The following is a 20,455-nucleotide window of genomic DNA, read 5'->3' as shown; positions in this document are numbered from 1 at the left end:
GCGGCATTGAACCTGGGCCGCTCACTGTAGTACTTGCGCGACGGCGTTTTTATGCAGAACAGAGAAGACGAACCTTCTGCTGATTGCACCTGTCATCCGGGAGCGTCGGCGCATGGCCCACACGCGGGAATTGCCGACTTGTTGTCGAACCGTTCGCTTGGCGGTGTCGACGGGCCGGGCGGCGGGGGCGCGGTCCGTCGGACACCTTGTTTACCACCACCTTTTGGCGCCGGCCTCCGCGAGGTGAAAAAACGTGCTGATGTTTACGTCGTCATGACGCGTCGCGGGACCGTCCTTTGGGTTATCGGAATTGCGGGCCGGCGGGGCGGGCCAGCACGGCGACCGGCGCGGCGCCGATCCGGGTGAGCACCACCGTCAGCTCGCCCGCGCCGCCGCGTCCGCCGCGCCGGGAGCCGCCGAAGCCCAGCTCCCGGCGCAGCCGCTCGACGTCCACCGCCGATCCGCGTTTCTTGATCGTCAGCGCTCCGGGGGCGCGCCGGCGCAGCTCGGCCCGCAGCCGCTTGACCGAGAACGGCATCACCTCGTCGATCTCGTACGCGCGGGCGAAGGGGGTGGCGGTCAGCGCGTCGGCGGTGAGGTAGGCGATGCGCTCGTCCACCAGGCCGCCGTCGACGATCGCGGCGACCTCGGCCACCAGGTGCGCCCGGATGACGGCGCCGTCCGGCTCGTACAGATAGCGGCCCCACTCCCGCACCGGGGCCCCCTCCGCCGCCGGATCGGGGGTCAGCGTCCATTCCCGGCCGCGTCCGTCCAGCAGCGTCGCCCGCCGCCGCACCGGGCCGGCCAGCTCCCCGAGCCACAGGGCGGCCTCCTTGACCTCGCCGTTCACCGAGATCCACTCGGCCTCGGCCCCGTCGGGGAGGCTTTCGTGCGGGATGCCCGGGGCGACCTTGACGCATCCCGCCCGGACGCGCCCGGCCAGCTCCAGCACCAGCCGGAGCGGGGGCTCGTAGGCGTCGGGATCGAACACCCGGCCCCGGGCGGTGCGCCGGCCCGGGTCGGCGAACACGGCCGCGTACCCGCTCGGGTCGAGCGCGGCGGCGTCCCCGCGCCGCACCGTGACCAGCTCCTGCAGGCCCAGCGCCGCGACGTTGGCCTGCGCCACCGCCGCCGTCAGGGGGTCGGCGTCCACCCCGTCCCCCCGGCACCCGGCCCGGGCCCGCGCGATCAGGTCCGCGCCGATCCCGCAGCCCGGCTCCAGCACCCGTTCGCCCTCGGTCAGCAGACCGGCGAACCGCCGCGCCCGGTACTCGGCCACGCAGCGGCGGGTGGCCTGCTCCAGCCCCGCCCGGGTGAAGTACATGCGCGCGGCGTCGTCGCCGAACTTCTCCCGCGCCCGCTCCCGCAGCCGCAGTTGGGTCAGCGCCGTCGCCACCAGCTCCGCCGGATACCGCTCGCGCAGTCCGGAAGCGGTCGCCAAGATCCCCCGCTCGGTGCGATCACCTCGGCCGGCCTCGGCCAATACGGCCTGTCCCTCGGCCTCCAGCAGCCTTCGGAAACCCGCCTCATCCACGCCTCGACCGTAGCCGTGGCCTGGATCGAGCTCATGTTGACGCCCTGTGGTCGACCGCATAATCTCCAATTGGCACTCGACATGGGAGAGTGCCAATCATGCGACGAGGTCGGTCTGGCACCCGCGACGACAGGCCGGTCCGGGGTCGCCTCTTCTGCCACATGTGCGGCCGGCCTGCAGCGGTCGGCCGAGGACCATCGAAGGGGAGGTCAGATCGTGACGACCGCCACCAAGGTTGCTCTCAAGCCGCTCGAGGACCGCATCGTCGTCCAGCCGCTTGAGGCCGAGACCACCACCGCGTCGGGCCTGGTGATCCCCGACACCGCGAAGGAGAAGCCGCAGGAGGGCACCGTCCTGGCGGTGGGCCCGGGCCGGGTCGACGACAAGGGCAACCGCGTCCCGCTGGACGTCAAGGTCGGGGACGTCGTGCTGTACAGCAAGTACGGCGGCACCGAGGTCAAGTACAACAACGAGGAGTACCTGGTGCTGTCGGCCCGCGACGTGCTCGCGATCGTCGAGAAGTAACCGACCGGCACGTACCGATACGTGATGCACCGCCCCGGCCGGTCCCCGTTGTGGGCGGCCGGGGCATGTGCATGAGAGGACGCTGATCCCACATGGCCAAGATCCTGGAGTTCGACGAGGACGCCCGGCGCGCGCTCGAGCGCGGCGTGAACGCCCTTGCGGACGCCGTCAAGGTGACCATCGGTCCGCGCGGCCGCAACGTCGTCATCGACAAGAAGTTCGGTGCGCCGACCATCACCAACGACGGTGTGACCATCGCCCGCGAGGTCGAGCTGGAGGACCCCTACGAGAACCTGGGCGCCCAGCTCGTCAAGGAAGTGGCGACCAAGACCAACGACATCGCCGGTGACGGCACCACCACCGCCACCGTGCTGGCCCAGGCGCTGGTCCGCGAGGGCCTGCGCAACGTGGCCGCCGGCGCCTCCCCGCTGGCCCTCAAGCGCGGCATCGACACCGCCGCCCAGCACGTCTCCGAGCAGCTGCTGAAGATCGCCCGGGACGTGGAGGAGAAGGGTGAGATCGCCCACGTCGCGACCATCTCCGCGCAGGACGCCAAGATCGGCGAGCTGATCGCCGAGGCGTTCGAGAAGGTGGGCAAGGACGGTGTGATCACCGTCGAGGAGGCCCACACCATGGGCCTGGAGCTGGAGTTCACCGAAGGCCTGCAGTTCGACAAGGGGTACCTGTCGCCGCACATGGTGACCGACCCCGAGCGGATGGAGGCCGTCCTCGAGGACGCCTACGTGCTGATCCACGAGGGCAAGATCTCCAACGTCCAGGAGTTCCTGCCGCTGGCCGAGAAGGTCGCCCAGACCAAGAAGCCGCTGCTGGTGATCGCCGAGGACGTCGAGGGCGAGGCGCTGGCGCTGCTGGTGGCCAACAAGATCCGCGGCACCTTCCTGTCCGCCGCGGTCAAGGCCCCCGGCTTCGGCGACCGCCGCAAGGCGATGCTCGGCGACATGGCCGTGCTGACCGGCGGCCAGGTGGTCAGCGAGGCGCTGGGCCTGAAGCTGGACACCATCGGGCTGGAGCACCTGGGCCGGGCCCGCCGGGTCACCGTCACCAAGGACTCCACCACCATCGTGGACGGCGCCGGCGACGCCAAGGAGATCGAGGACCGGATCAAGCAGATCAAGGTCGAGATCGAGCACAGCGACTCCGACTGGGACCGGGAGAAGCTGCAGGAGCGCCTGGCCAAGCTGGCCGGCGGCGTCTGCGTGCTGCGCGTCGGCGCGGCCACCGAGGTGGAGCTGAAGGAGAAGAAGCACCGCCTGGAGGACGCGATCTCGGCCACCCGCGCCGCCATCGAGGAGGGCATCGTCGCCGGCGGCGGCAGCGCGCTGGTGCACGTCGCCAAGGAGGGCTTCGACGCGCTCGGCCTGTCCGGCGACGAGGCCACCGGCGCCGAGGCGCTGCGCCGTGCGATGTTCGAGCCGGCTCGCTGGATCGCCGAGAACGCCGGCCAGGAGGGCCACGTCGTGGTCGCCAAGGTGCGGGAGCTGGCGGTCGGCCACGGCTACAACGCCGCCACCGGCGAGTACGGCGACCTGGTGGCGCAGGGCGTCATCGACCCGGTCAAGGTCACCCGCTCCGCCGTCGCCAACGCCGCCTCCATCGCGGGCATGCTGCTGACCACCGAGGCCCTGGTGGTCGAGAAGCCCGAGGAGGAGCAGGAGGCGGCCGGCCACGGTCACGGGCACGGTCACGGGCACTGATCCCTCGCCCGCCGGCCCGCTGAGGCGCGGACCGTCGACGGGCCGGGCGGCTCCGCTCCGGCGACGCCGTCCGGCCCCTGCAGGGGACCTCCGCCGCGATCGGCGGAGGTCCCTTTTCCGTTTCCACGGCGAACCGTCGAATCCCGACCGCGAATGCCCGGGGCGGATCCGCTGTTTCGGAGTAATCCCACAAAAGCGGTCACTGACGCCGAATCCGCGGCAATGCTTCACCGTGCGAGGTCGAATCCTCGCAGAAAGTGATATCGGCTGCTCCGTCGGTGCACTGTGACCATTCCGTTGTCGGGCAAGGTGAAGACAGGCCGGTTCACACTGGGCATCATGCTCTACGTGACCGAGGGACGCTTCGCCGGGACCACGACACGCGCGCTGCCGATCCGAAGGGGCGGCCTATGACGAGCGAAGCCCGGGTCTTGAGCACGGCGGCACGGGGGGACGAGGGCGATCTGGGGGATCTCACCGCCGCGGCCGTGCAGGGGGATCCAGGGGCGATCGAGGTCTTGATCGGACAGATCCGGCCCATGGTGGTGCGTTATTGCCGGGCCCGGCTGGGCCGCATCTCCGGGCATTACCACATCGCCGACGACGTGGCCCAAGAGGTGTGCATCGCGGTGCTGTCGGCGCTGCCCCGTTACCGCGACATGGGACGTCCGTTCGCCTCGTTCGTCTTCGGCATCGCCGCCCATAAGATCGCCGACGCGTTGCGCAGCGCGGTGCGCGCCGCGGTGCCCACCGAGGACCTGCCCGACGGCCCCGACGACCATCCCGGGCCGGAGGAGACGGTGGTCCGCTGCATCGAGGCCGAGCGCGCCCGCGACCTGCTCGGCCGGCTGCCCGAGCACCAGCGCGAGCTGGTGCTGCTGCGAGTGGTGGCGGGACTGTCGGCCGAGGAGACCGGTAATGTGCTGGGCATGTCCGCGGGTGCCGTCCGGGTCGCGCAGCACCGTGCTCTGGCCAGGCTGCGCGCAATGGCCAGGGAGGAGTCGATCGCTTGACGGAACGGAGCCTGGGCGCCCCGGATCCGGTCGGCGACCCGCCCGGCGGTGAGGGGGCGCAGCAGTCGGTCGGCGCGTTCTGGAACCTGGCGGAGATCCGCCGCAGCGACGACCTGATGGAGGCGCTGGCCACCCGCGGGCCGTTGCCCGAGGCCGGCCCGGCGGACGGCGAGGACCCGGCCGCCCGTCTGCTGCGCGCCTTGATCGCCGATGTGGACGCCGGCGCTCCCGAGCTGCCGAACCGCCGCGCCGACGCCGAACCGTCGCCCGCCGCCGGCGAGGGTCCCGACTCCGGCGGCGGGCGCCGCGGACCCCGCACCATCGTGGCGCTGGGCCTCGTCGGTCCGCTCCTCACCGGCCTGCTCACCACCGGCGTCGCCGCCGCCGCCGGCGGGTTCATCCATCGCCCGGGATCGACGGCCGACGCCGGCGAGCGTCCCGCCCGCCCGGGCCACGCCGAGGTCCGGACCGACCGCGACCGGGTCATGCCCGCGCCCTGGCGCCGCACCGTCCCCACCTCGCCGGCGGCCGCCCCGACCGAGTCGCCGACGGCCCGTCTCCGCCGTCACGGCGCCGCGCCGCAGGACCCGCCTCCGTCGGGCCGCGTCCGGACCCCCGCCGCCATGGACCGGCCCGCTCCGGAACCGGAGGAGCAGACCCCGACGCCGGGAACGGAGACGACACAGCCGGAGGAGAGCCCCGCGCCGACCCCGTCCCACGACGGTGGCGGCGGCGGCCGGGTGCCCTCGCCCACCCAGCCCGTCGACGCGCCGCTCTCGGACGCGCCGTCCGCGGAGACGCCGCCCGCGGCCTCTCCGTGACCTCCGATCCGGCCGTGATCCGACCGGCCGGGGGACGGCCGACGGCACGGCGCGCCGCCGCACGCCCGACGCGCGGCGAACCGCGCCGGCCGAGACGGGACGGGGCGAGAGCCGCCCGACCGGACCGGGCCCCGAGACGGGCCGACCGGACCGGAACGGGCCTGACCGAGGCAGGGGCGGGGACCGCTCACGAGGCGCCGCGGCGCGACCCGGGATCTGCGAGCGCGGCCGAGCGGCGCCCTAGGAGGCGTCGCGGCCCTCTTCGCTGTCGATGACGCCGTCGACGTAGCCGCGGGCGTACTCCCAGCTCACGTAGTCGACCGGGTCGGGGGAGAGGGCGGGCTCGTGGACGCGGGGCAGGCCCTCTTCCAGCAGATGCCGCAGGTTGCCGTACAGCAGGTCCCAGTCGATGTAGTGCTGCTTGCCGCAGTCGCCGCAGTCGATGCTGAGGCCGCGCACGCCCAGCGGCTCCAAGAGTGCACGGAAGACCTCGAGATCGGCCAGGTCGGCCAGTACGTCCTCGCGTTCGCTCACGCTCAGCGGGGTGACCTCCTCGCGGGGGTCGCCGAGCGCGGCGGCCGGATCGTTCGGATCGCCGGCGAACGGGTCGAGTGGGACATCCTCGTGCACTCCTCCACGCTACTGCGCCGAACGAGCCGGTGGTCAAGACTGTGGAACATCGCCGGGAACATCCCTGAGACGGACGAGGACTTTCCTCGCCCCGGCATGTGTTGTTTCTCGCAGACGCTTTGCCGACGCGGTCCGCCGACCCGCGCCGTGCCGCCGACCGGCAGGTCCTACGATGGAGAGCACTCCGCCGTGACCGGGCCGAGGCCAGATCAGGCCGCCGCCGAGCCACCAACCGATCGGGAAAGGCTGCCCATGAACCCCGCTGCGGAACCCGCCAAGTTCCTCCCGCCGGGCCTGACGTTCGACGACGTCCTCTTGGTGCCGGCCTATTCGGACCTGAAGCCCGGCGAGGTCGACACCACGACCCGCCTGAGCCGCAACGTCACGCTGCGCGTCCCGCTGGTCTCGGCGGCGATGGACACCGTCACCGAGGCGCGGATGGCGATCGCGATGGCCCGCCAGGGCGGCATCGGCATCCTGCACCGCAATCTGTCGATCGCCGAGCAGGCCGAGCAGGCCGACATGGTCAAGCGGTCCGAGAACGGCATGATCACCAAGCCGGTGACCTGCACCCCGGACGCCACGCTGGCCGAGGTGGAGCAGCTGTGCGCCCGGTTCCGGATCTCCGGGGTGCCGGTGATCGACAAGGACGGGGTGCTGGTCGGCATCGTCACCAACCGGGACATGCGCTTTGAAAGCGACCTGTCCCGCCCGGTGCGCGAGGTCATGACGCCGATGCCGCTGGTGACGGCGCCGGTGAACGTCTCCAAGGAGGAGGCGTTCCAGCTGCTGGCGGCCAACAAGATCGAGAAGCTGCCGCTGATCGACGACGCCGGCCGGCTGCGCGGACTGATCACCGTCAAGGACTTCACCAAGAGCGAGCAGTACCCCAACGCCACCAAGGACGCCGACGGGCGGCTGGTGGTCGGCGCCGCCGTGGGGGTCGGCGAGGAGGGCATCGCCCGCGCCCAGGCCCTGGTCGAGGCCGGCACCGACGTGATCGTGGTGGACGTGGCGCAGGGCCACTCCAAGGGCGTGCTGGACACCATCGCCAAGATCAAGGCCAACACCCGCGGGGTCGACGTCATCGGCGGGAACGTGGCCACCTACGAGGGCGCCAAGGCGCTGATCGAGGCCGGCGCGGACGGGGTGAAGGTCGGCGTGGGCCCCGGCTCCATCTGCACCACCCGGGTGATCGCCGGCGTCGGCGTGCCCCAGGTCACCGCCATCTACGAGGCGGCCCGTGCGGCCCGCCCGGCCGACGTCCCGGTGATCGGCGACGGCGGCCTGCAGTACTCCGGCGACATCGCCAAGGCCATCGCCGCCGGGGCGTCCAGCGTGATGCTGGGCAGCCTGCTGGCCGGGGTGGAGGAGAGCCCCGGCGAGCTGATCTTCGTGCACGGCAAGCAGTACAAGTCCTACCGCGGCATGGGGTCCCTGGGCGCGATGCGCAACCGGGAGCGCGGCCGCTCCTACTCCAAGGACCGCTACCAGCAGGCCGACGTGACCAGCGAGGAGAAGCTGATCCCCGAGGGCATCGAGGGCCAGGTCCCCTACCGCGGCCCGCTGGCCGCCGTCGCCCACCAGCTGGTCGGCGGTCTGCACCAGTCCATGTGGTACGCCGGCACCCGCACGATCCGCGAGCTGCAGGAGAGGGGCCGGCTCATGCAGATCACCACGGCCGGTCTGAAGGAGAGCCACCCGCACGACGTTCAGATGACCGTGGAGGCCCCCAACTACCAGGGCCGTCGTTTCTGACCGAACGGGCCGGGCGACAGGGAACGGCTGTGCGGCGCCGCGCCGAGGGCGCGGCCGGGACGCGGGAGCGCAGGGGAGACACTGATGCCGGAAGTTGAGATCGGGCGGGGCAAGAGCGGGCGCCGGGCGTACGCGTTCGATGAGATCGGCATCGTGCCGTCGCGTCGCACCCGGGACCCGGAGGACGTCAGCGTCGCCTGGCAGATCGACGCCTACCGGTTCGAGGTGCCGGTGATGGTGGCGCCCATGGACAGCGTGGTCAGCCCGGCCACCGCGATCGCCATCGGCCGGCTGGGCGGGCTGGCGGTGCTCGACCTGGAGGGCCTGTGGACCCGGTATGAGAACCCCGAGCCGCTGCTGGCCGAGATCGCCTCGCTGGACGACGCCCAGGCGACCCGGCGGCTGCAGGAGGTCTACTCCGAGCCGATCAAGGAGGAGCTGATCGGCCGTCGGATCGAGGAGATCCGCAGCGCCGGGGTGACCGTGGCGGCGCGGCTGTCCCCGCAGCGCACCGTGCAGTTCCACAAGGCGGTGATCGACGCCGGGGTGGACCTGTTCGTGATCCGCGGCACCACCGTGTCGGCCGAGCACGTCTCCAGCCGGGCCGAGCCGCTGAACCTCAAGCAGTTCATCTACGACCTGGACGTCCCGGTGATCGTGGGCGGCTGCTCGACCTACCCGGCGGCGCTGCATCTGATGCGGAGCGGGGCGGCGGGCGTGCTGGTGGGCTTCGGCGGCGGGTCGGGGCACACCACCCGGACCGTGCTGGGCGTGGCGGTGCCGATGGCCACCGCGATCGCCGACGTGGCCGCGGCCCGGCGCGACTACCTGGACGAGTCCGGCGGCCGGTACGTGCATGTGATCGCCGACGGCGGGATGACCAACAGCGGCGACATCGCCAAGGCGTTCGCCTGCGGCAGCGACGCGGTGATGGTGGGCTCGCCGTTCGCCCGCGCCACCGAGGCGCCGGGCCGCGGGTTCCACTGGGGCAGCGAGGCCCACCACGGCGAGGTGCCGCGCGGCACCCGGCTGGAGGTCGGCACGATCGGCAGCCTGGAGCAGATCCTGTACGGGCCCTCGCACGTGGCCGACGGGTCGATGAACCTGATCGGTGCGCTGCGGCGGGCCATGGCGACCGCCGGGTACACGGAGCTGAAGGAGTTCCAGCGGGTGGAGGTGGTGGTGGCGCCGTCCGGCGCCTGATCCTCGGCGACCCGCCGGCGGGCCCGCCGTCGGCCGGCCGGCGACCTGTCGTCGGTTCACCGAGAAGAAGGGTGACCTTCCTCGTCCCTACCACGGGTGTTCGCGTCCGGATATCGACCCTACTGTTGGGTAATGAAAGCTTCGGACCATCTGGGGTGCAGAGGGGACGGACGCGATGGCCGGATCGCCGATCACCGGGTTGGGCAGTTCCCGGCTGGGACCCGCTGAGCGGGCGCAGGCCCTGGAACGGATGGCGAACGAGGAGTTCGACGTCGTCGTGGTCGGCGCCGGGATCGTGGGGGCGGGGGCCGCGCTGGACGCCGCCACCCGAGGGCTGACGGTCGCCGTGGTGGAGGCCCGCGACTTCGCCTCGGGCACCTCGTCGCGTTCCTCCAAGCTGATCCACGGCGGGCTGCGCTACCTGGAGCAGTACAACTTCGACCTGGTCCGCGAGGCGCTGACCGAACGCGGGCTGCTGCTGCAGCGGATCGCCCCGCACCTGGTGCGGCCCGTTCCGTTCCTGCTGCCCACCACCCACCGGGTGTGGGAGCGGGCGTATCTGGGCGCCGGCGTGGCGTTGTACGACGTGATGGCGTTCCAGATGGGCATCACCCGGGGGGTGCCGCACCACCGCCACCTGACCCGGCGCAAGGCCCTCAGGCTCGCCCCCGCGCTGCGCAAGGACGCGCTGGTGGGCGCCATCCAGTACTGGGACGCCCAGATGGACGACGCCCGCTATGTGGTGACCGTGCTGCGCACCGCGGCCGCGTACGGGGCGCAGATCGCCTCCCGCACCCAGTGCATCGGGTTCCTGCGGGAGGGCGAACGGGTCACCGGGGTGCGGATCTTGGACCTGGAGTCCGGGAACAAGACCGAGGTCCGCGCCCGCCAGGTGGTCAACGCCACCGGCGTGTGGACCGACGAGATCCAGGAGCTGGTCGGCGGCCGGGGGCAGATCCACGTCAGCGCCTCCAAGGGCATCCACCTGGTGGTCCCCAGGGACCGCATCCACTCCTCGACCGGGATCATCCTGCGCACCGAGAAGTCGGTGCTGTTCGTGATCCCCTGGGGACGGCACTGGATCATCGGCACCACCGACACCGCCTGGAACCTGGACAAGGCCCACCCCGCCGCCTCCAAGAGCGACATCGACTATGTGCTGTCCAAGGTGAACGAGGTGCTGGTGACCCCGCTCACCCACGACGACGTGGAGGGCGTGTACGCGGGGCTGCGCCCGCTGCTGTCGGGGGAGACCGACGAGACCTCCAAGCTGTCCCGGGAGCACGTCGTCGCGCATCCGGTGCCCGGCCTGGTGATGGTCGCCGGCGGCAAGTACACCACCTACCGGGTGATGGCCAAGGACGCCATCGACGCCGTGGCGCACGGACTGGACGACAAGGTCGCCGAGTCCTGCACCGACCGCATCGCCCTGGTCGGCGGCGAGGGCTTCCAGGCCATGTGGAACGCCCGGCACCGCCTGGCCGCCAAGTCCGGCCTGCACGTGGCCCGCATCGAGCACCTGCTGCGGCGCTACGGCACCCTCATCGACGACCTGCTGCAGCTCATCGCTGAACGCCCCGACCTGGGCAAGCCGCTCACCGGCGCCGACGACTATCTGCGCGCCGAGATCGTCTACGCCGCCACCCATGAGGGCGCCCGTCACCTCAACGACGTGCTGACCCGCCGCACCCGCATCTCCATCGAGACCTGGGACCGCGGCCTCGGCGCCGCCCGGGAGGCCGCCGAGCTGGTGGCCCCCGTTCTGGGCTGGTCCAGGCAGCAGATCGACCGCGAGGTGGAGTACTACCGCAAGCGGGTGGAGGCCGAGCGCGACTCCCAGAAGCAGGAGGGTGACCAGGAGGCCGACGCCCGCCGCCGCGGCGCCCCGGACATCGTGCCCACGTACTGAGCCCGCCTGCCCGGCCGGCCCGCCGGTCGCGTGCCCGGCGGGCCCGGGCGCGGCCGCGGACGCCGGTTCCGGGGCGCACGACGGCGGTCCTCACCGGGGTCGGCCCGCCCGTGAGGGCGGCTTTCTCGCCGCCGCGGGCGGGTGCGCCCTCCGGATCGCCTCGCCCGTCGGCGGCCCGCCGATCGCCTCGCCCGCCGCACGATCGCTCGCCCTCTGTGATCTCGCCCTGTCCTTCATGGAGATCACGTGATCGATCGCGACGGCCGACGGGAACCGCGGCCGGTGAATTTTCGGGCGCAATGGATATCGCGGGCATCGTCGCCTTGCTTTGTGTCTGAAGGCATGGTCGGCGTCGGGCGCGTTCTTTACCCTGCACATGACCTCGGGTGAGGGTGGAGGTGATCGATGTCCGGCCGCGTCGGACGGCGCCGGATGCAGGAGGGGCGCCGGTGAGACGGAATCCCTTTCGGCGGGCGAGGGCGATGGATCTGATGAAGGAGTTCCTCGCCTGGCTCGCCGTGCCGACCCTCCTCACGTTGACCACGAAGCCCTGGGAGTCCTTGGGGGCGAAATACGGCCTGCTCCTGCTCCCTTTGCTGTTCGTCGTCTTCCTGCTCGCTTATTGGCTGAGGCTTCTTCTCGGAGAGGGCCCCGGGGAAGGGGGCGCGGGGCGGGCGACGCTCACGGACGCCGTCAACGAGTTGGCGGAGTCCGTGGAACGGAGCTGGGGGGACGAGGTCGGGAGCCGGCAGTTGGGCCTGACGGGCAGGGAGATCATCAAGTTCGTCTGGCGGCCGGCGGAGGAGGGGGTGGCCTCACGGGCGGCGCAGGAGGACGTCGCGGAGGCGGAACTGGCGGGTGTCGAGGATCTGGTGGAGGAATTTCTGAAGATATCCTCGCGCCGTTTGGTGATCATGGGGCCTCCGGGGATCGGAAAGACATCGCTGGCGCTGCTGCTCACCGTGGGACTGGTGCGGAAACGGCGGGCGGAGGGGACCGGTTTCGTGCCGGTCAAGCTGTCGGTGGCCGGCTGGGATCCGGAGCGGGAGGATTTGCTGAGCTGGATGGAGGGCCAGCTCGTGCAGCAGTTCTCGTTCCTCAAGAGCGCCAAGTACGAGCGGGACATGCCGCGGCGCCTGCTGGAGACCAAGCACGTGCTGCCGGTGCTGGACGGGCTGGACGAGATGCGCGTGAACGGGGTCGACACGCAGCGGCAGGCCTTCGAAGAGATCAATCGGGTGATCGACTCGCTCTGCGGGATCGTGGTCACCTGCCGTGACGTGGAGTACCGGAGAGGGGTGCACAGCGCCGGGCTGATCCGTGCGGCGTCGGTGGTCCGGCTGCAGCGGCTGAGGCTCGACGACGTCATCGACTATCTGCGGCGCAACACCGAGGGCGGAGAGCGATGGGAGCGGCTCTTCGCCGGACTGCGGGCCGCCCCGGACAGCCCGTTGGCCAGGGCGTTGGACACGCCGTTGATGGTGTCCCTTCTCCGGGACGTCTACAAGAGACCGTCGACGCGCCCGACGGAGCTGCTGGACCGGGACCGTTTCCCCACCGAGGACGCCCTCAGGCGTCACCTGGCCGGTGCCCTGGTCGGCGTGAAGTTCCCCCTGCTGGGCCGACGGCCTCGACGCGGCGAGTGGGACGGCGCCGACGCCCGGCGCTGGCTGGCGTTCCTGGCCGCCGGGATGCAGGACCGGGAGATGACCGACATCGCGTGGTGGCGGCTGCCGGAGCTGGGCGGGGGGAGATACCGGTTCTTCGCCGGCGCGCTCGCCGCAGTGATCACCGGGGCGACGGCGTGGCTGACGGCCTGGGGCGTCGCCCGAATGCTCTGGGGATGGGGCTGGGGCATGGCCGTCGCCTTCTCGGCGGCCGCGGTGTTCGGGATTCCGATGGGGATCAGGGCGGCGCACAATCTCCCGACGCCGTCGGAGATGCAGTTCACCGGCAGGAAACGGCTGTCGGTCATGGTCCAGGGCGGTCTGTTCGCCGCCCTGGTCGGCGGGTTGTGCGGGTTCCTGGCGGGAGGGTTCGGGCGCGCGGCGGCGGTCGGCGCGATCATCGCCGTTCCGGTCAGCCTGGCGTATGCGGGGGCGCAGCCGGACACCACCGTGCGGGCCGCGACCCCGAGGACCCTCTTCCGGCGCGACGCCATGGTGGTGGGCATCTTCTCGACGGCCTACGGCGCCAGCAGCGCTCTGGCCGGCGGCCTGCTGGTGGGGCCGGTGTTCGGGGCGGCGCTCGGGGTCTGCTGCGCGTTGTGCGGCGGTCTGCTGTACGGACTGCCGTGGTGGTTCGCGCTGGGGTCGAAGCACTCTTCGGGACTGGTCGCCTCCGCGCATCTGTGGCTGTTCGCGCTGCTGCAGGCGCTCCGCGGCAAGTGCCCCTGGCCGTGGCGGCTGATGGCCTTCCTGGAGGAGGCGCGCAACCGTGACGTGCTCCGGCAGGTCGGCCCGGTGTACCAGTTCCGGCACGCCTATCTGCGCGAGGTGCTGGCGGAGTCGGCCTCCTGATCGAACCGGTCGGTCAGCCTGGCGGCGGCCCAGCAGGCGAAGGAGGCCGCCGCCAGGCCGGCGAGCATGTCGGCGATGTAGTGCTGGTGGACGAAGAGGGTGGAGACCATGATCAACGCGCACCAGGCGGCCACCCAGCGGCCGATCCGGCGGTCGTAGCGCAGCCAGTGCACCGCCATGATCACTGAGAAGCCGGTGTGCAGGCTGGGGAAGCAGTTGTAGGCGTTGTCGTTGCCGTACACCAGGCGCAGCAACCGGGAGAACACGTCGTCTCCGGGCACCTCCGGGCGGGGCACGTGCGTCTGCGCGAACACATAGAACAGGTAGGCGATCACCAGCAGGAGCACGCTGGCCACGAGGGAGCTGCGCGCGACCCTGGCCGAGGTGACCAGGAACAGCAGCAAGGACGCCGGTCCCAGCGCCAGCGCCGAGACATAGGGGACGACCAGCTCCTTGATCAGGGGGATGTGGTCGTCGAGGGGGGTCTTGGGCGACCACCGGGCGGGACCCTCGTTCAACGGGTGGTAGAACGCGAACAACGCGATCAGCGCCACGACGAGCGCGAACGTCACCGCCTGTCGACGCCGGTCCTCATGCTGCACTCCGTTGCGGAACATCCGTCCGTTCGCCCGTGCCCGCACTGTGTTCCTCTTTCCAGATCGTCTGGACGGAACAGGTTAGGGCGGTGTGCGCCGCATGTCTGTGTCGTTCGGCCGACAAGCGCGCATCGCAGCGCGCGGAGATCCGACCCGATGAGAAGGCCCTGGTGAGAAGTCGGCGTGATTTGGTGGTTACTGATAGGTAGCCGAAGATGGCCAGGTGGTCATATGGTGCCTGCATGGCAACCTCCACAGGTTCCGCGCGGACACTCGCGCCCTCCCTCGTCGAGCGGCTGACCTCTCGTGTGGCCGCCTCGGGGGACAGCACCACGATTCCCGCTCCGTTCACCGGGGAGCCGTTGGCGACGCTGCCGGTGTCGAGCGCCGCCGATGTGCACGACGCCTACGAGCGCGCCCGCGCGGCGCAGCGGGCCTGGGCGGCGCTGCCGGTACGGGAGCGGGTCAAGCCGTTCCTGCGCATGGTGGACGCCCTGGTCGACCGGCGTGAGGAGATCCTGGACGTCATCCAGCTGGAGACCGGCAAGGCCCGGCGGCACGCCTATGAGGAGTTCCTCGACGTGGCGCTGTGCACGCTGTACTACGCGCGCCGCGCCCCCCGGCTGCTGCGGCCCAAGCGGCGGCAGGGGGCGTTCCCGGTGGCCACCCGGACGATGGAGCTGCGCCACCCCAAGGGCGTGGTCGGGCTGATCTCGCCCTGGAACTACCCGTTCAGCCTGGGGGCCAGCGACATCGCGCCGGCGCTGATGGCGGGGAACGCGGTCGTCCACAAGCCCGACACCCAGACCTCGCTGTCCAGCCTGTGGATCCTGGACCTGCTGATCAGCCTGGGCCTGCCCAAGGACCTGTGGCAGATCGTGATCGGCGACCCGGCCGAGATCGGCGACCCGCTGCTGGAGAACGCCGACTACGTGGCGTTCACCGGCTCCACCCGCGGCGGGCGGGCCATCGCCGAGAAGGTGGCGCCCCGGCTGGTGGGCTACTCGCTGGAGCTCGGCGGCAAGAACCCCATGATCGTGCTGGAGGACGCCGATCTGGAGCGCACCGCCCGCGGCGCCGTCCGGGCCTGCTTCACCAACGCCGGCCAGCTGTGCATCTCGGTGGAGCGCCTGTACGTCCACGAGAAGATCTACGACGAGTTCGTGCCCAAGTTCGTCGCCAAGGTCAAGGCGATGAAGCTCGGCGCCGGCCTGGACTACGAGGCCGAGATGGGCTCGCTGACCTACAAGCGGCAGCTGGAGACCGTCACCCGGCACGTCGAGCAGGCCCTCAAGGAGGGCGCGACGCTGCTGGCCGGCGGCCGCCCGCGCCCGGACATCGGCCCGCTGTTCTATGAGCCGACCGTGCTGGCGGACGTGACCGGCGACATGGAGCTGTGCGCCAGCGAGACCTTCGGCCCGGTGGTCAGCGTCTACCGGTTCTCCGACGAGGACGAGGTGGTCCGGCTGGCCAACGACACCGCCTACGGGCTGAACGCCTCCATCTGGACCCGCGACGTGGCCAGGGGCCGCCGGCTGGCCGCCCGCATCCAGGCCGGGACGGTGAACATCAACGAGGGCTACGGCGCCGCGTTCGCCTCCTACGACGCCCCGATGGGCGGCATGAAGCAGTCGGGCGTGGGCCGCCGCCACGGTGCGGAGGGCCTGCTGAAGTACACCGAGGTGCAGACGGTGGCCAGCCAGCACTTCATGGACCTGGAGCCGCCTCCGTCGATCGGCTACGCCCGCTACGCCGACGCGCTGGCGAGCGCGATCAAGCTGATGAAGCGCCTGCGGATCCGCTAGGGAGGCGTGGTCAATGGCATTCGACTTCGACGTGCTGATCGTCGGCTCCGGGTTCGGCGGCAGCGTCAGCGCGCTCCGGCTCACCGAGAAGGGCTACAAGGTCGCGGTCGCCGAGATCGGCCGCCGCTTCGACGACCCCGGGGGCAGGCCCGGCGAACGGCACCGCAGGCTGCCCAAGACCTCCTGGCGCGTCCGGGACTACCTGTGGGCGCCGGGCCTGGGCCTCACCGGCATCCAGCGCATCCACGTGCTGCGCGGCGAGAAGGGCAGCCGCGTCATGGTGCTGGCCGGGGCGGGCGTCGGCGGCGGCTCCCTGGTGTACGCCAACACCCTGTACGAGCCGCTGCAGCCGTTCTACGACGACCCGCAGTGGAGCCACATCACCGACTGGCGGGACGAGCTGGCGCCCTATTACGCGCAGGCCAAGCGGATGCTCGGTGTGGTCACCAACCCGACCCGCACCCCCGCGGACGAGGCGATGAAGCGGGTGGCCGAGCGGATGGGCCGCGGCGAGACGTTCCACCACACCCCGGTGGGCGTGCTGTTCGGCGACACGCCGCAGAAGGAGGTCGACGACCCGTTCTTCGGCGGGGTCGGGCCGCGCCGCCGCACCTGCCACGAGTGCGGCGAGTGCATGACCGGCTGCCGGCACGGCGCCAAGAACATGCTCACCGAGAACTACCTGTACCTGGCCGAGAAGGCGGGCGCCAAGATCATGCCGATGACCGGCGTGCGGTCGGTGACCACGCTGCCCGACGGCGGGTACGAGGTGGAGATCGTGCGCACCGGCTCCTACGGCCGGCACCGCCGCACGCTGCGGGTCGAGCAGGTAGTGTTCGCGGCGGGCACCTACGGCACGCAGAAGCTGCTGCACCGGATGAAGGCGACCGGCCGGCTGCCGCGCATCTCCGACCGGCTCGGCGTGCTCACCCGCACCAACTCCGAAGCGATCCTGGGCGCCGAACGGTTCCGGCGCAAGGGCGACGACCACTCCAAGGGCGTCGCGATCACCTCCTCGTTCCACCCCGACGAGCAGACCCACATCGAGCCGGTGCGCTACGGCAAGGGCTCCAACGCGATGGGGCTGCTGCGGTCGCTGCTGGTGGACGGGCCCGCCGAGGACGGCTCGGGCTCCGCGCCGCGCTGGCTGAAGCTCCTCGGCCACGCCGTCACCCACCCCTGGGACCTGCCCCGGCTGTTCAACCTGCGGCACTGGTCGGAGCGCACCGTCATCGCGCTGGTCATGCAGGCGCGCGACAACTCCATCACCCTCAAGCCCCGCAAGGGCCTGTTCGGCTGGGGGCTGTGGGCCTCGCACGGCCACGGCGAGCCCAACCCGACCTGGATCCCGGTCGGACACCGCGCCACCCGGATGCTCGCCGAGGAGATCGGCGGGATGCCCGGCGGATCGTGGCTGGACCTGTTCGACATCCCCACCACGGCGCACTTCATCGGCGGCTGCGCGATCGGCGACTCTCCCGAGACCGGTGTGATCGACCCCTACCACCGGGTCTACGGGCACGAGGGCCTGCACGTGGTGGACGGGTCGGCGATCTCGGCGAACCTGGGCGTCAACCCGTCGCTGACCATCACCGCGCAGGCCGAACGGGCGATGGCGATGTGGCCGAACAAGGGCGAGGAGGATCCCCGTCCCCCGCTCGGCTCCCCGTACCGGCGGATCGCCCCGGTCGCCCCGAAGAACCCGGTGGTCCCCCAGCACGCCCCCGCCGCGCTGCGACTGCCGATCGTCGATGTGAAGTGAGCCGCGGGACGCGGCACGGCGCCCCGGGCCCGGCGCGCTCCTCACCCGGCCGGGCCCGAGGCGTCTCCGGTCCCGCGCGACGGCGACGGCCTGCGCCGGTCCGCCGTGACCCTCCGTGACCCGCCGGGGTCGGCCCGGTGATCCCCGACGCGGTGGGCATGGTCGGGTTCGGCCGCCCCTAGACTTGGGGGCCTGAGCCCACGTCCTTGTGAAAGGCGTTGATCGGTGTCCTTCGAGCAGGTCGAACGGTCTTTCGACACCGTGCTCGTCGTCGACTTCGGCGCGCAGTACGCGCAGCTGATCGCGCGGCGCGTGCGCGAGTGCAACGTGTTCAGCGAGATCGTCCCGTGCACCATGCCGGTGGCGGAGATGATGGCCAAACGGCCCAAGGCGATCATCCTGTCCGGCGGGCCGGCCTCGGTCTATGAGCCGGACGCCCCGTCGGCGCCGGACGGCCTGTTCGAGACCGGGGTGCCGACCCTGGGCATCTGCTACGGCCACCAGGTGATGGCGCGGTCCCTCGGCGGCGTGGTGGAGCACTCCGACGTCGCCGAGTACGGGGGCACCGCCGTCGAGGTGATCGACGACGGGGGAGTGCTGCTGGCCGGGCTGCCGGCGGCCCAGTCGGTGTGGATGTCGCATCGCGACCACACCAGCGTCGCCCCCGAGGGCTTCCGGGTCACCGCCCGCACCGAGGTCACCCCGGTCGCGGCGATGGAGCATCCCGAGCGCGGCCTGTACGGGGTGCAGTTCCACCCCGAGGTGGTGCACACCGAGCACGGCATGGAGGTGCTCCGGCGGTTCCTGTTCGAGGCGGCCGGCTGCCGGCCCGGCTGGACCATGGTCAACATCGCCGAGGAGGCGATCGAGGCGATCCGCGCCCAGGTCGGCGGCAAGCGCGCGATCTGCGGGCTGTCGGGCGGGGTGGACTCCGCGGTCGCCGCGGCTCTCGTGCAGCGCGCCATCGGCGACCGGCTGACCTGTGTGTTCGTCGATCACGGCCTGCTGCGCAAGGGCGAGGCCGAGCAGGTGGAGAAGGACTTCGTCGCCGCCACCGGCGTGGACCTGCACGTGGTGGACGCCCAGGACCGCTTCCTGGACGCGCTGGCCGGGGTCACCGACCCGGAGCAGAAGCGCAAGATCATCGGCCGGGAGTTCATCCGGGTGTTCGAGGCCGCCGCCCGCCAGATCGTCCAGGCCCACGCGGACGAGATCGCCGATGTGGAGTTCCTGGTCCAGGGCACCCTCTACCCCGACGTGGTGGAGTCCGGCGGCGGCACCGGGGCGGCCAACATCAAGTCCCACCACAACGTCGGCGGCCTGCCCGAGGATTTGAAGTTCACCCTGGTGGAGCCGCTGCGCACCCTGTTCAAGGACGAGGTGCGCGCGCTCGGGGAGCAGCTCGGCCTGCCTCCGGAGATCGTCTGGCGGCATCCGTTCCCCGGCCCGGGGCTGGCCATCCGCATCGTCGGCGAGGTCACCCGGGAACGGCTGGACGTCCTGCGGGAGGCGGACGCCATCGCCCGCGAGGAGCTGACCCGCGCCGGGCTGGATCGCGACATCTGGCAGTTCCCCGTCGTGCTGCTGGCCGACGTCCGCTCGGTCGGCGTCCAGGGCGACGGCCGCACCTACGGCCACCCGGTCGTGCTGCGCCCGGTGACCAGCGAGGACGCCATGACCGCCGACTGGGCCCGGCTGCCGTACGAGGTGCTGCAGCGGATCTCCACCCGCATCACCAACGAGGTCCCCGAGATCAACCGGGTGGTCCTCGACATCACCAGCAAGCCCCCCGGCACCATCGAGTGGGAGTGAGCCGCCGCGCCCGGCGACGCCGACGCGGCCCCCTCGACGGGCTCGCGGACCTCGGCCGCCCGGGCGCGGGAGGCGGCCGGCGGCGGAGGCGATCCGCCGGCCGGGCGGGCGTGCAGCGACGCGAAGGCCCGGATGCGCGGGCATCCGGGCCTTGAACGCAGGGTCGGTCAGACGGTCGCCGGGGCCAGGGCGGCCTCGGCGTCCAGGGTCGCGGCCGCGGCGTTGATCACCGCGGCGATGCGCAGGGCCTCCTGGATCTGCTCCCGCGACAGGCCCTCCTGACGCAGGGTCTTCTCGTGGGACTCCAGGCAGCGGCCGCAGCCGTTGACGGCGGAGACGGCCAGGCACCACAGCTCGAAGTCGGCCTTCTCGACGCCGGGCTTGCCGATCACGGTCATCCGCAGCCGGGCGGGCAGGGTGCTGTAGCTCTCGTCGCCGATCAGGTGGGTGGCCCGGTAGTACACGTTGTTCATGGCCATGATCGACGCGGCGGCCTTGGCGGCCTCGAAGGCCTCGGCGGACAGGTAGTCAGCGGCCTCCTCGGACAGCTCGCGGATCACCTGAGAGCTGCGGGTGGCCAGCGCGCAGGCCAGCACGGTGCCCCACAGCTGCTGCTCGGTGAGCTGCGAGGTGGTGATCACCGAGCCCAGGTTGAGCTTGGTGTCCTTGGCGTACGCCGGAAGGGCGTTCTTCAGCGCGTCGACGCTCATAGCGAGGCCTTCCTTTCAGAGAGCGGCCGGCCGCGGGCGGGGCCGGCCGGGCGGGGCTTGGGGCCGGGGCGCCGGGCCCCGCGGGGGGCCCGGTGATGACCGGTGCGTCCCGCTCCCGGCGGCCGGGCGGCCGCCGGGAGCGG

Annotated in this window: 15 protein-coding genes; 11 read left to right on the top strand and 4 right to left on the bottom strand. The window is 71.7% G+C overall.

Annotated elements, in window-relative coordinates:
- Nucleotides 1–301: 301 nt before the first annotated feature.
- Complete coding sequence (locus EIO00_RS00740) at nucleotides 302–1,534, bottom strand: class I SAM-dependent methyltransferase (RefSeq protein ID WP_140174675.1); 1,233 nt, start codon at nucleotides 1,532–1,534, stop codon at nucleotides 302–304.
- 216 nt (nucleotides 1,535–1,750) lie between these two features.
- Between EIO00_RS00740 and groES the strand changes: the two genes are divergently transcribed.
- The 4 genes from groES (at nucleotide 1,751) to EIO00_RS00720 (ending at nucleotide 5,608) form a co-directional block, all read left to right on the top strand.
- A complete protein-coding gene (gene groES / locus EIO00_RS00735; RefSeq protein WP_119728484.1) occupies nucleotides 1,751–2,059 on the top strand; it encodes a co-chaperone GroES in 309 nt (102 codons plus the stop codon).
- Nucleotides 2,060–2,151: 92 nt separating this feature from the next.
- Nucleotides 2,152–3,774 (top strand): chaperonin GroEL, encoded by a 1,623-nt coding sequence (groL, locus tag EIO00_RS00730; protein ID WP_140174673.1) that lies wholly within the window; start codon nucleotides 2,152–2,154, stop codon nucleotides 3,772–3,774.
- A 410-nt stretch (nucleotides 3,775–4,184) separates the two neighbouring features.
- Entirely contained in the window at nucleotides 4,185–4,787 is a 603-nt protein-coding gene (locus EIO00_RS00725; RefSeq protein WP_140174671.1) for a sigma-70 family RNA polymerase sigma factor, read from the top strand.
- Entirely contained in the window at nucleotides 4,784–5,608 is an 825-nt protein-coding gene (locus tag EIO00_RS00720) for a hypothetical protein (protein ID WP_140174669.1), read from the top strand. The genes EIO00_RS00725 and EIO00_RS00720 overlap by 4 nt, the downstream gene beginning before the upstream one ends.
- Nucleotides 5,609–5,848: 240 nt before the next feature.
- Here the strand turns inward: EIO00_RS00720 and EIO00_RS00715 are convergent, their stop codons facing one another.
- The gene (locus EIO00_RS00715) at nucleotides 5,849–6,238 is read right to left on the bottom strand and encodes a DUF5319 domain-containing protein (RefSeq protein WP_140174667.1); all 390 of its coding nucleotides are present in this window, start codon (nucleotides 6,236–6,238) and stop codon (nucleotides 5,849–5,851) included.
- 252 nt (nucleotides 6,239–6,490) lie between these two features.
- Here EIO00_RS00715 and guaB point away from each other — a divergent pair, with 252 nt between their 5' ends.
- From guaB to EIO00_RS24045, 4 genes are all read left to right on the top strand, one after another.
- Nucleotides 6,491–7,996: an IMP dehydrogenase gene (guaB, locus tag EIO00_RS00710; protein ID WP_140174665.1), complete on the top strand. Its 1,506-nt coding sequence runs from the start codon at nucleotides 6,491–6,493 to the stop codon at nucleotides 7,994–7,996.
- A gap of 84 nt (nucleotides 7,997–8,080) precedes the next feature.
- Entirely contained in the window at nucleotides 8,081–9,199 is a 1,119-nt protein-coding gene (locus EIO00_RS00705) for a GuaB3 family IMP dehydrogenase-related protein (protein ID WP_140174663.1), read from the top strand.
- A gap of 175 nt (nucleotides 9,200–9,374) precedes the next feature.
- The gene (locus EIO00_RS00700) at nucleotides 9,375–11,108 is read left to right on the top strand and encodes a glycerol-3-phosphate dehydrogenase/oxidase (protein WP_140174661.1); all 1,734 of its coding nucleotides are present in this window, start codon (nucleotides 9,375–9,377) and stop codon (nucleotides 11,106–11,108) included.
- 482 nt (nucleotides 11,109–11,590) lie between these two features.
- Complete coding sequence (locus EIO00_RS24045) at nucleotides 11,591–13,627, top strand: NACHT domain-containing protein (RefSeq protein ID WP_161602621.1); 2,037 nt, start codon at nucleotides 11,591–11,593, stop codon at nucleotides 13,625–13,627.
- On the opposite strand, the gene EIO00_RS00690 is transcribed toward EIO00_RS24045, so the two are convergent.
- Nucleotides 13,591–14,244, bottom strand: a complete 654-nt coding sequence (locus tag EIO00_RS00690) for a phosphatase PAP2 family protein (RefSeq protein WP_140174659.1) — start codon at nucleotides 14,242–14,244, stop codon at nucleotides 13,591–13,593. The two genes, EIO00_RS24045 and EIO00_RS00690, sit on opposite strands and share 37 nt — an antisense overlap.
- A gap of 221 nt (nucleotides 14,245–14,465) precedes the next feature.
- On the opposite strand from EIO00_RS00690, the gene EIO00_RS00685 reads away from it, so the two are divergent.
- The 3 genes from EIO00_RS00685 to guaA all read left to right on the top strand — a co-directional run bounded on the left by EIO00_RS00685 (nucleotide 14,466) and on the right by guaA (nucleotide 19,602).
- Nucleotides 14,466–16,028, top strand: a complete 1,563-nt coding sequence (locus tag EIO00_RS00685; RefSeq protein ID WP_140174657.1) for a succinic semialdehyde dehydrogenase — start codon at nucleotides 14,466–14,468, stop codon at nucleotides 16,026–16,028.
- A 13-nt stretch (nucleotides 16,029–16,041) separates the two neighbouring features.
- Nucleotides 16,042–17,790, top strand: coding sequence for a GMC oxidoreductase (locus tag EIO00_RS00680; RefSeq protein ID WP_140174655.1), 1,749 nt, complete (start codon nucleotides 16,042–16,044; stop codon nucleotides 17,788–17,790).
- A 225-nt stretch (nucleotides 17,791–18,015) separates the two neighbouring features.
- Entirely contained in the window at nucleotides 18,016–19,602 is a 1,587-nt protein-coding gene (guaA, locus tag EIO00_RS00675) for a glutamine-hydrolyzing GMP synthase (protein WP_140174653.1), read from the top strand.
- Nucleotides 19,603–19,769: 167 nt separating this feature from the next.
- On the opposite strand, the gene ahpD is transcribed toward guaA, so the two are convergent.
- On the bottom strand, nucleotides 19,770–20,312 hold the full coding sequence (ahpD, locus tag EIO00_RS00670; protein WP_140174651.1) for an alkylhydroperoxidase, AhpD family: 543 nt from the start codon (nucleotides 20,310–20,312) through the stop codon (nucleotides 19,770–19,772).
- Between the last annotated feature and the right edge of the window lie 143 nt (nucleotides 20,313–20,455).

This window comes from Thermomonospora catenispora (assembly GCF_006363815.1).
Taxonomy (GTDB): domain Bacteria; phylum Actinomycetota; class Actinomycetes; order Streptosporangiales; family Streptosporangiaceae; genus Thermomonospora; species Thermomonospora catenispora.
This window is presented reverse-complemented; position numbering and strand designations above follow the sequence as displayed.

Excerpts from the sequence above, each read along its gene's own strand:
- EIO00_RS00690 (WP_140174659.1), bottom strand. The coding sequence starts at position 14,244 with ATGTTCCGCAACGGAGTGCAGCATGAGGACCGGCGTCGACAGGCGGTG.
- ahpD (WP_140174651.1), bottom strand. The coding sequence starts at position 20,312 with ATGAGCGTCGACGCGCTGAAGAACGCCCTTCCGGCGTACGCCAAGGAC.
- EIO00_RS00705 (WP_140174663.1), top strand. The coding sequence starts at position 8,081 with ATGCCGGAAGTTGAGATCGGGCGGGGCAAGAGCGGGCGCCGGGCGTAC.
- EIO00_RS00725 (WP_140174671.1), top strand. The coding sequence starts at position 4,185 with ATGACGAGCGAAGCCCGGGTCTTGAGCACGGCGGCACGGGGGGACGAG.
- EIO00_RS00685 (WP_140174657.1), top strand. The coding sequence starts at position 14,466 with ATGGCAACCTCCACAGGTTCCGCGCGGACACTCGCGCCCTCCCTCGTC.
- guaB (WP_140174665.1), top strand. The coding sequence starts at position 6,491 with ATGAACCCCGCTGCGGAACCCGCCAAGTTCCTCCCGCCGGGCCTGACG.
- EIO00_RS00700 (WP_140174661.1), top strand. The coding sequence starts at position 9,375 with ATGGCCGGATCGCCGATCACCGGGTTGGGCAGTTCCCGGCTGGGACCC.
- EIO00_RS00680 (WP_140174655.1), top strand. The coding sequence starts at position 16,042 with ATGGCATTCGACTTCGACGTGCTGATCGTCGGCTCCGGGTTCGGCGGC.
- EIO00_RS24045 (WP_161602621.1), top strand. The coding sequence starts at position 11,591 with ATGGATCTGATGAAGGAGTTCCTCGCCTGGCTCGCCGTGCCGACCCTC.
- groL (WP_140174673.1), top strand. The coding sequence starts at position 2,152 with ATGGCCAAGATCCTGGAGTTCGACGAGGACGCCCGGCGCGCGCTCGAG.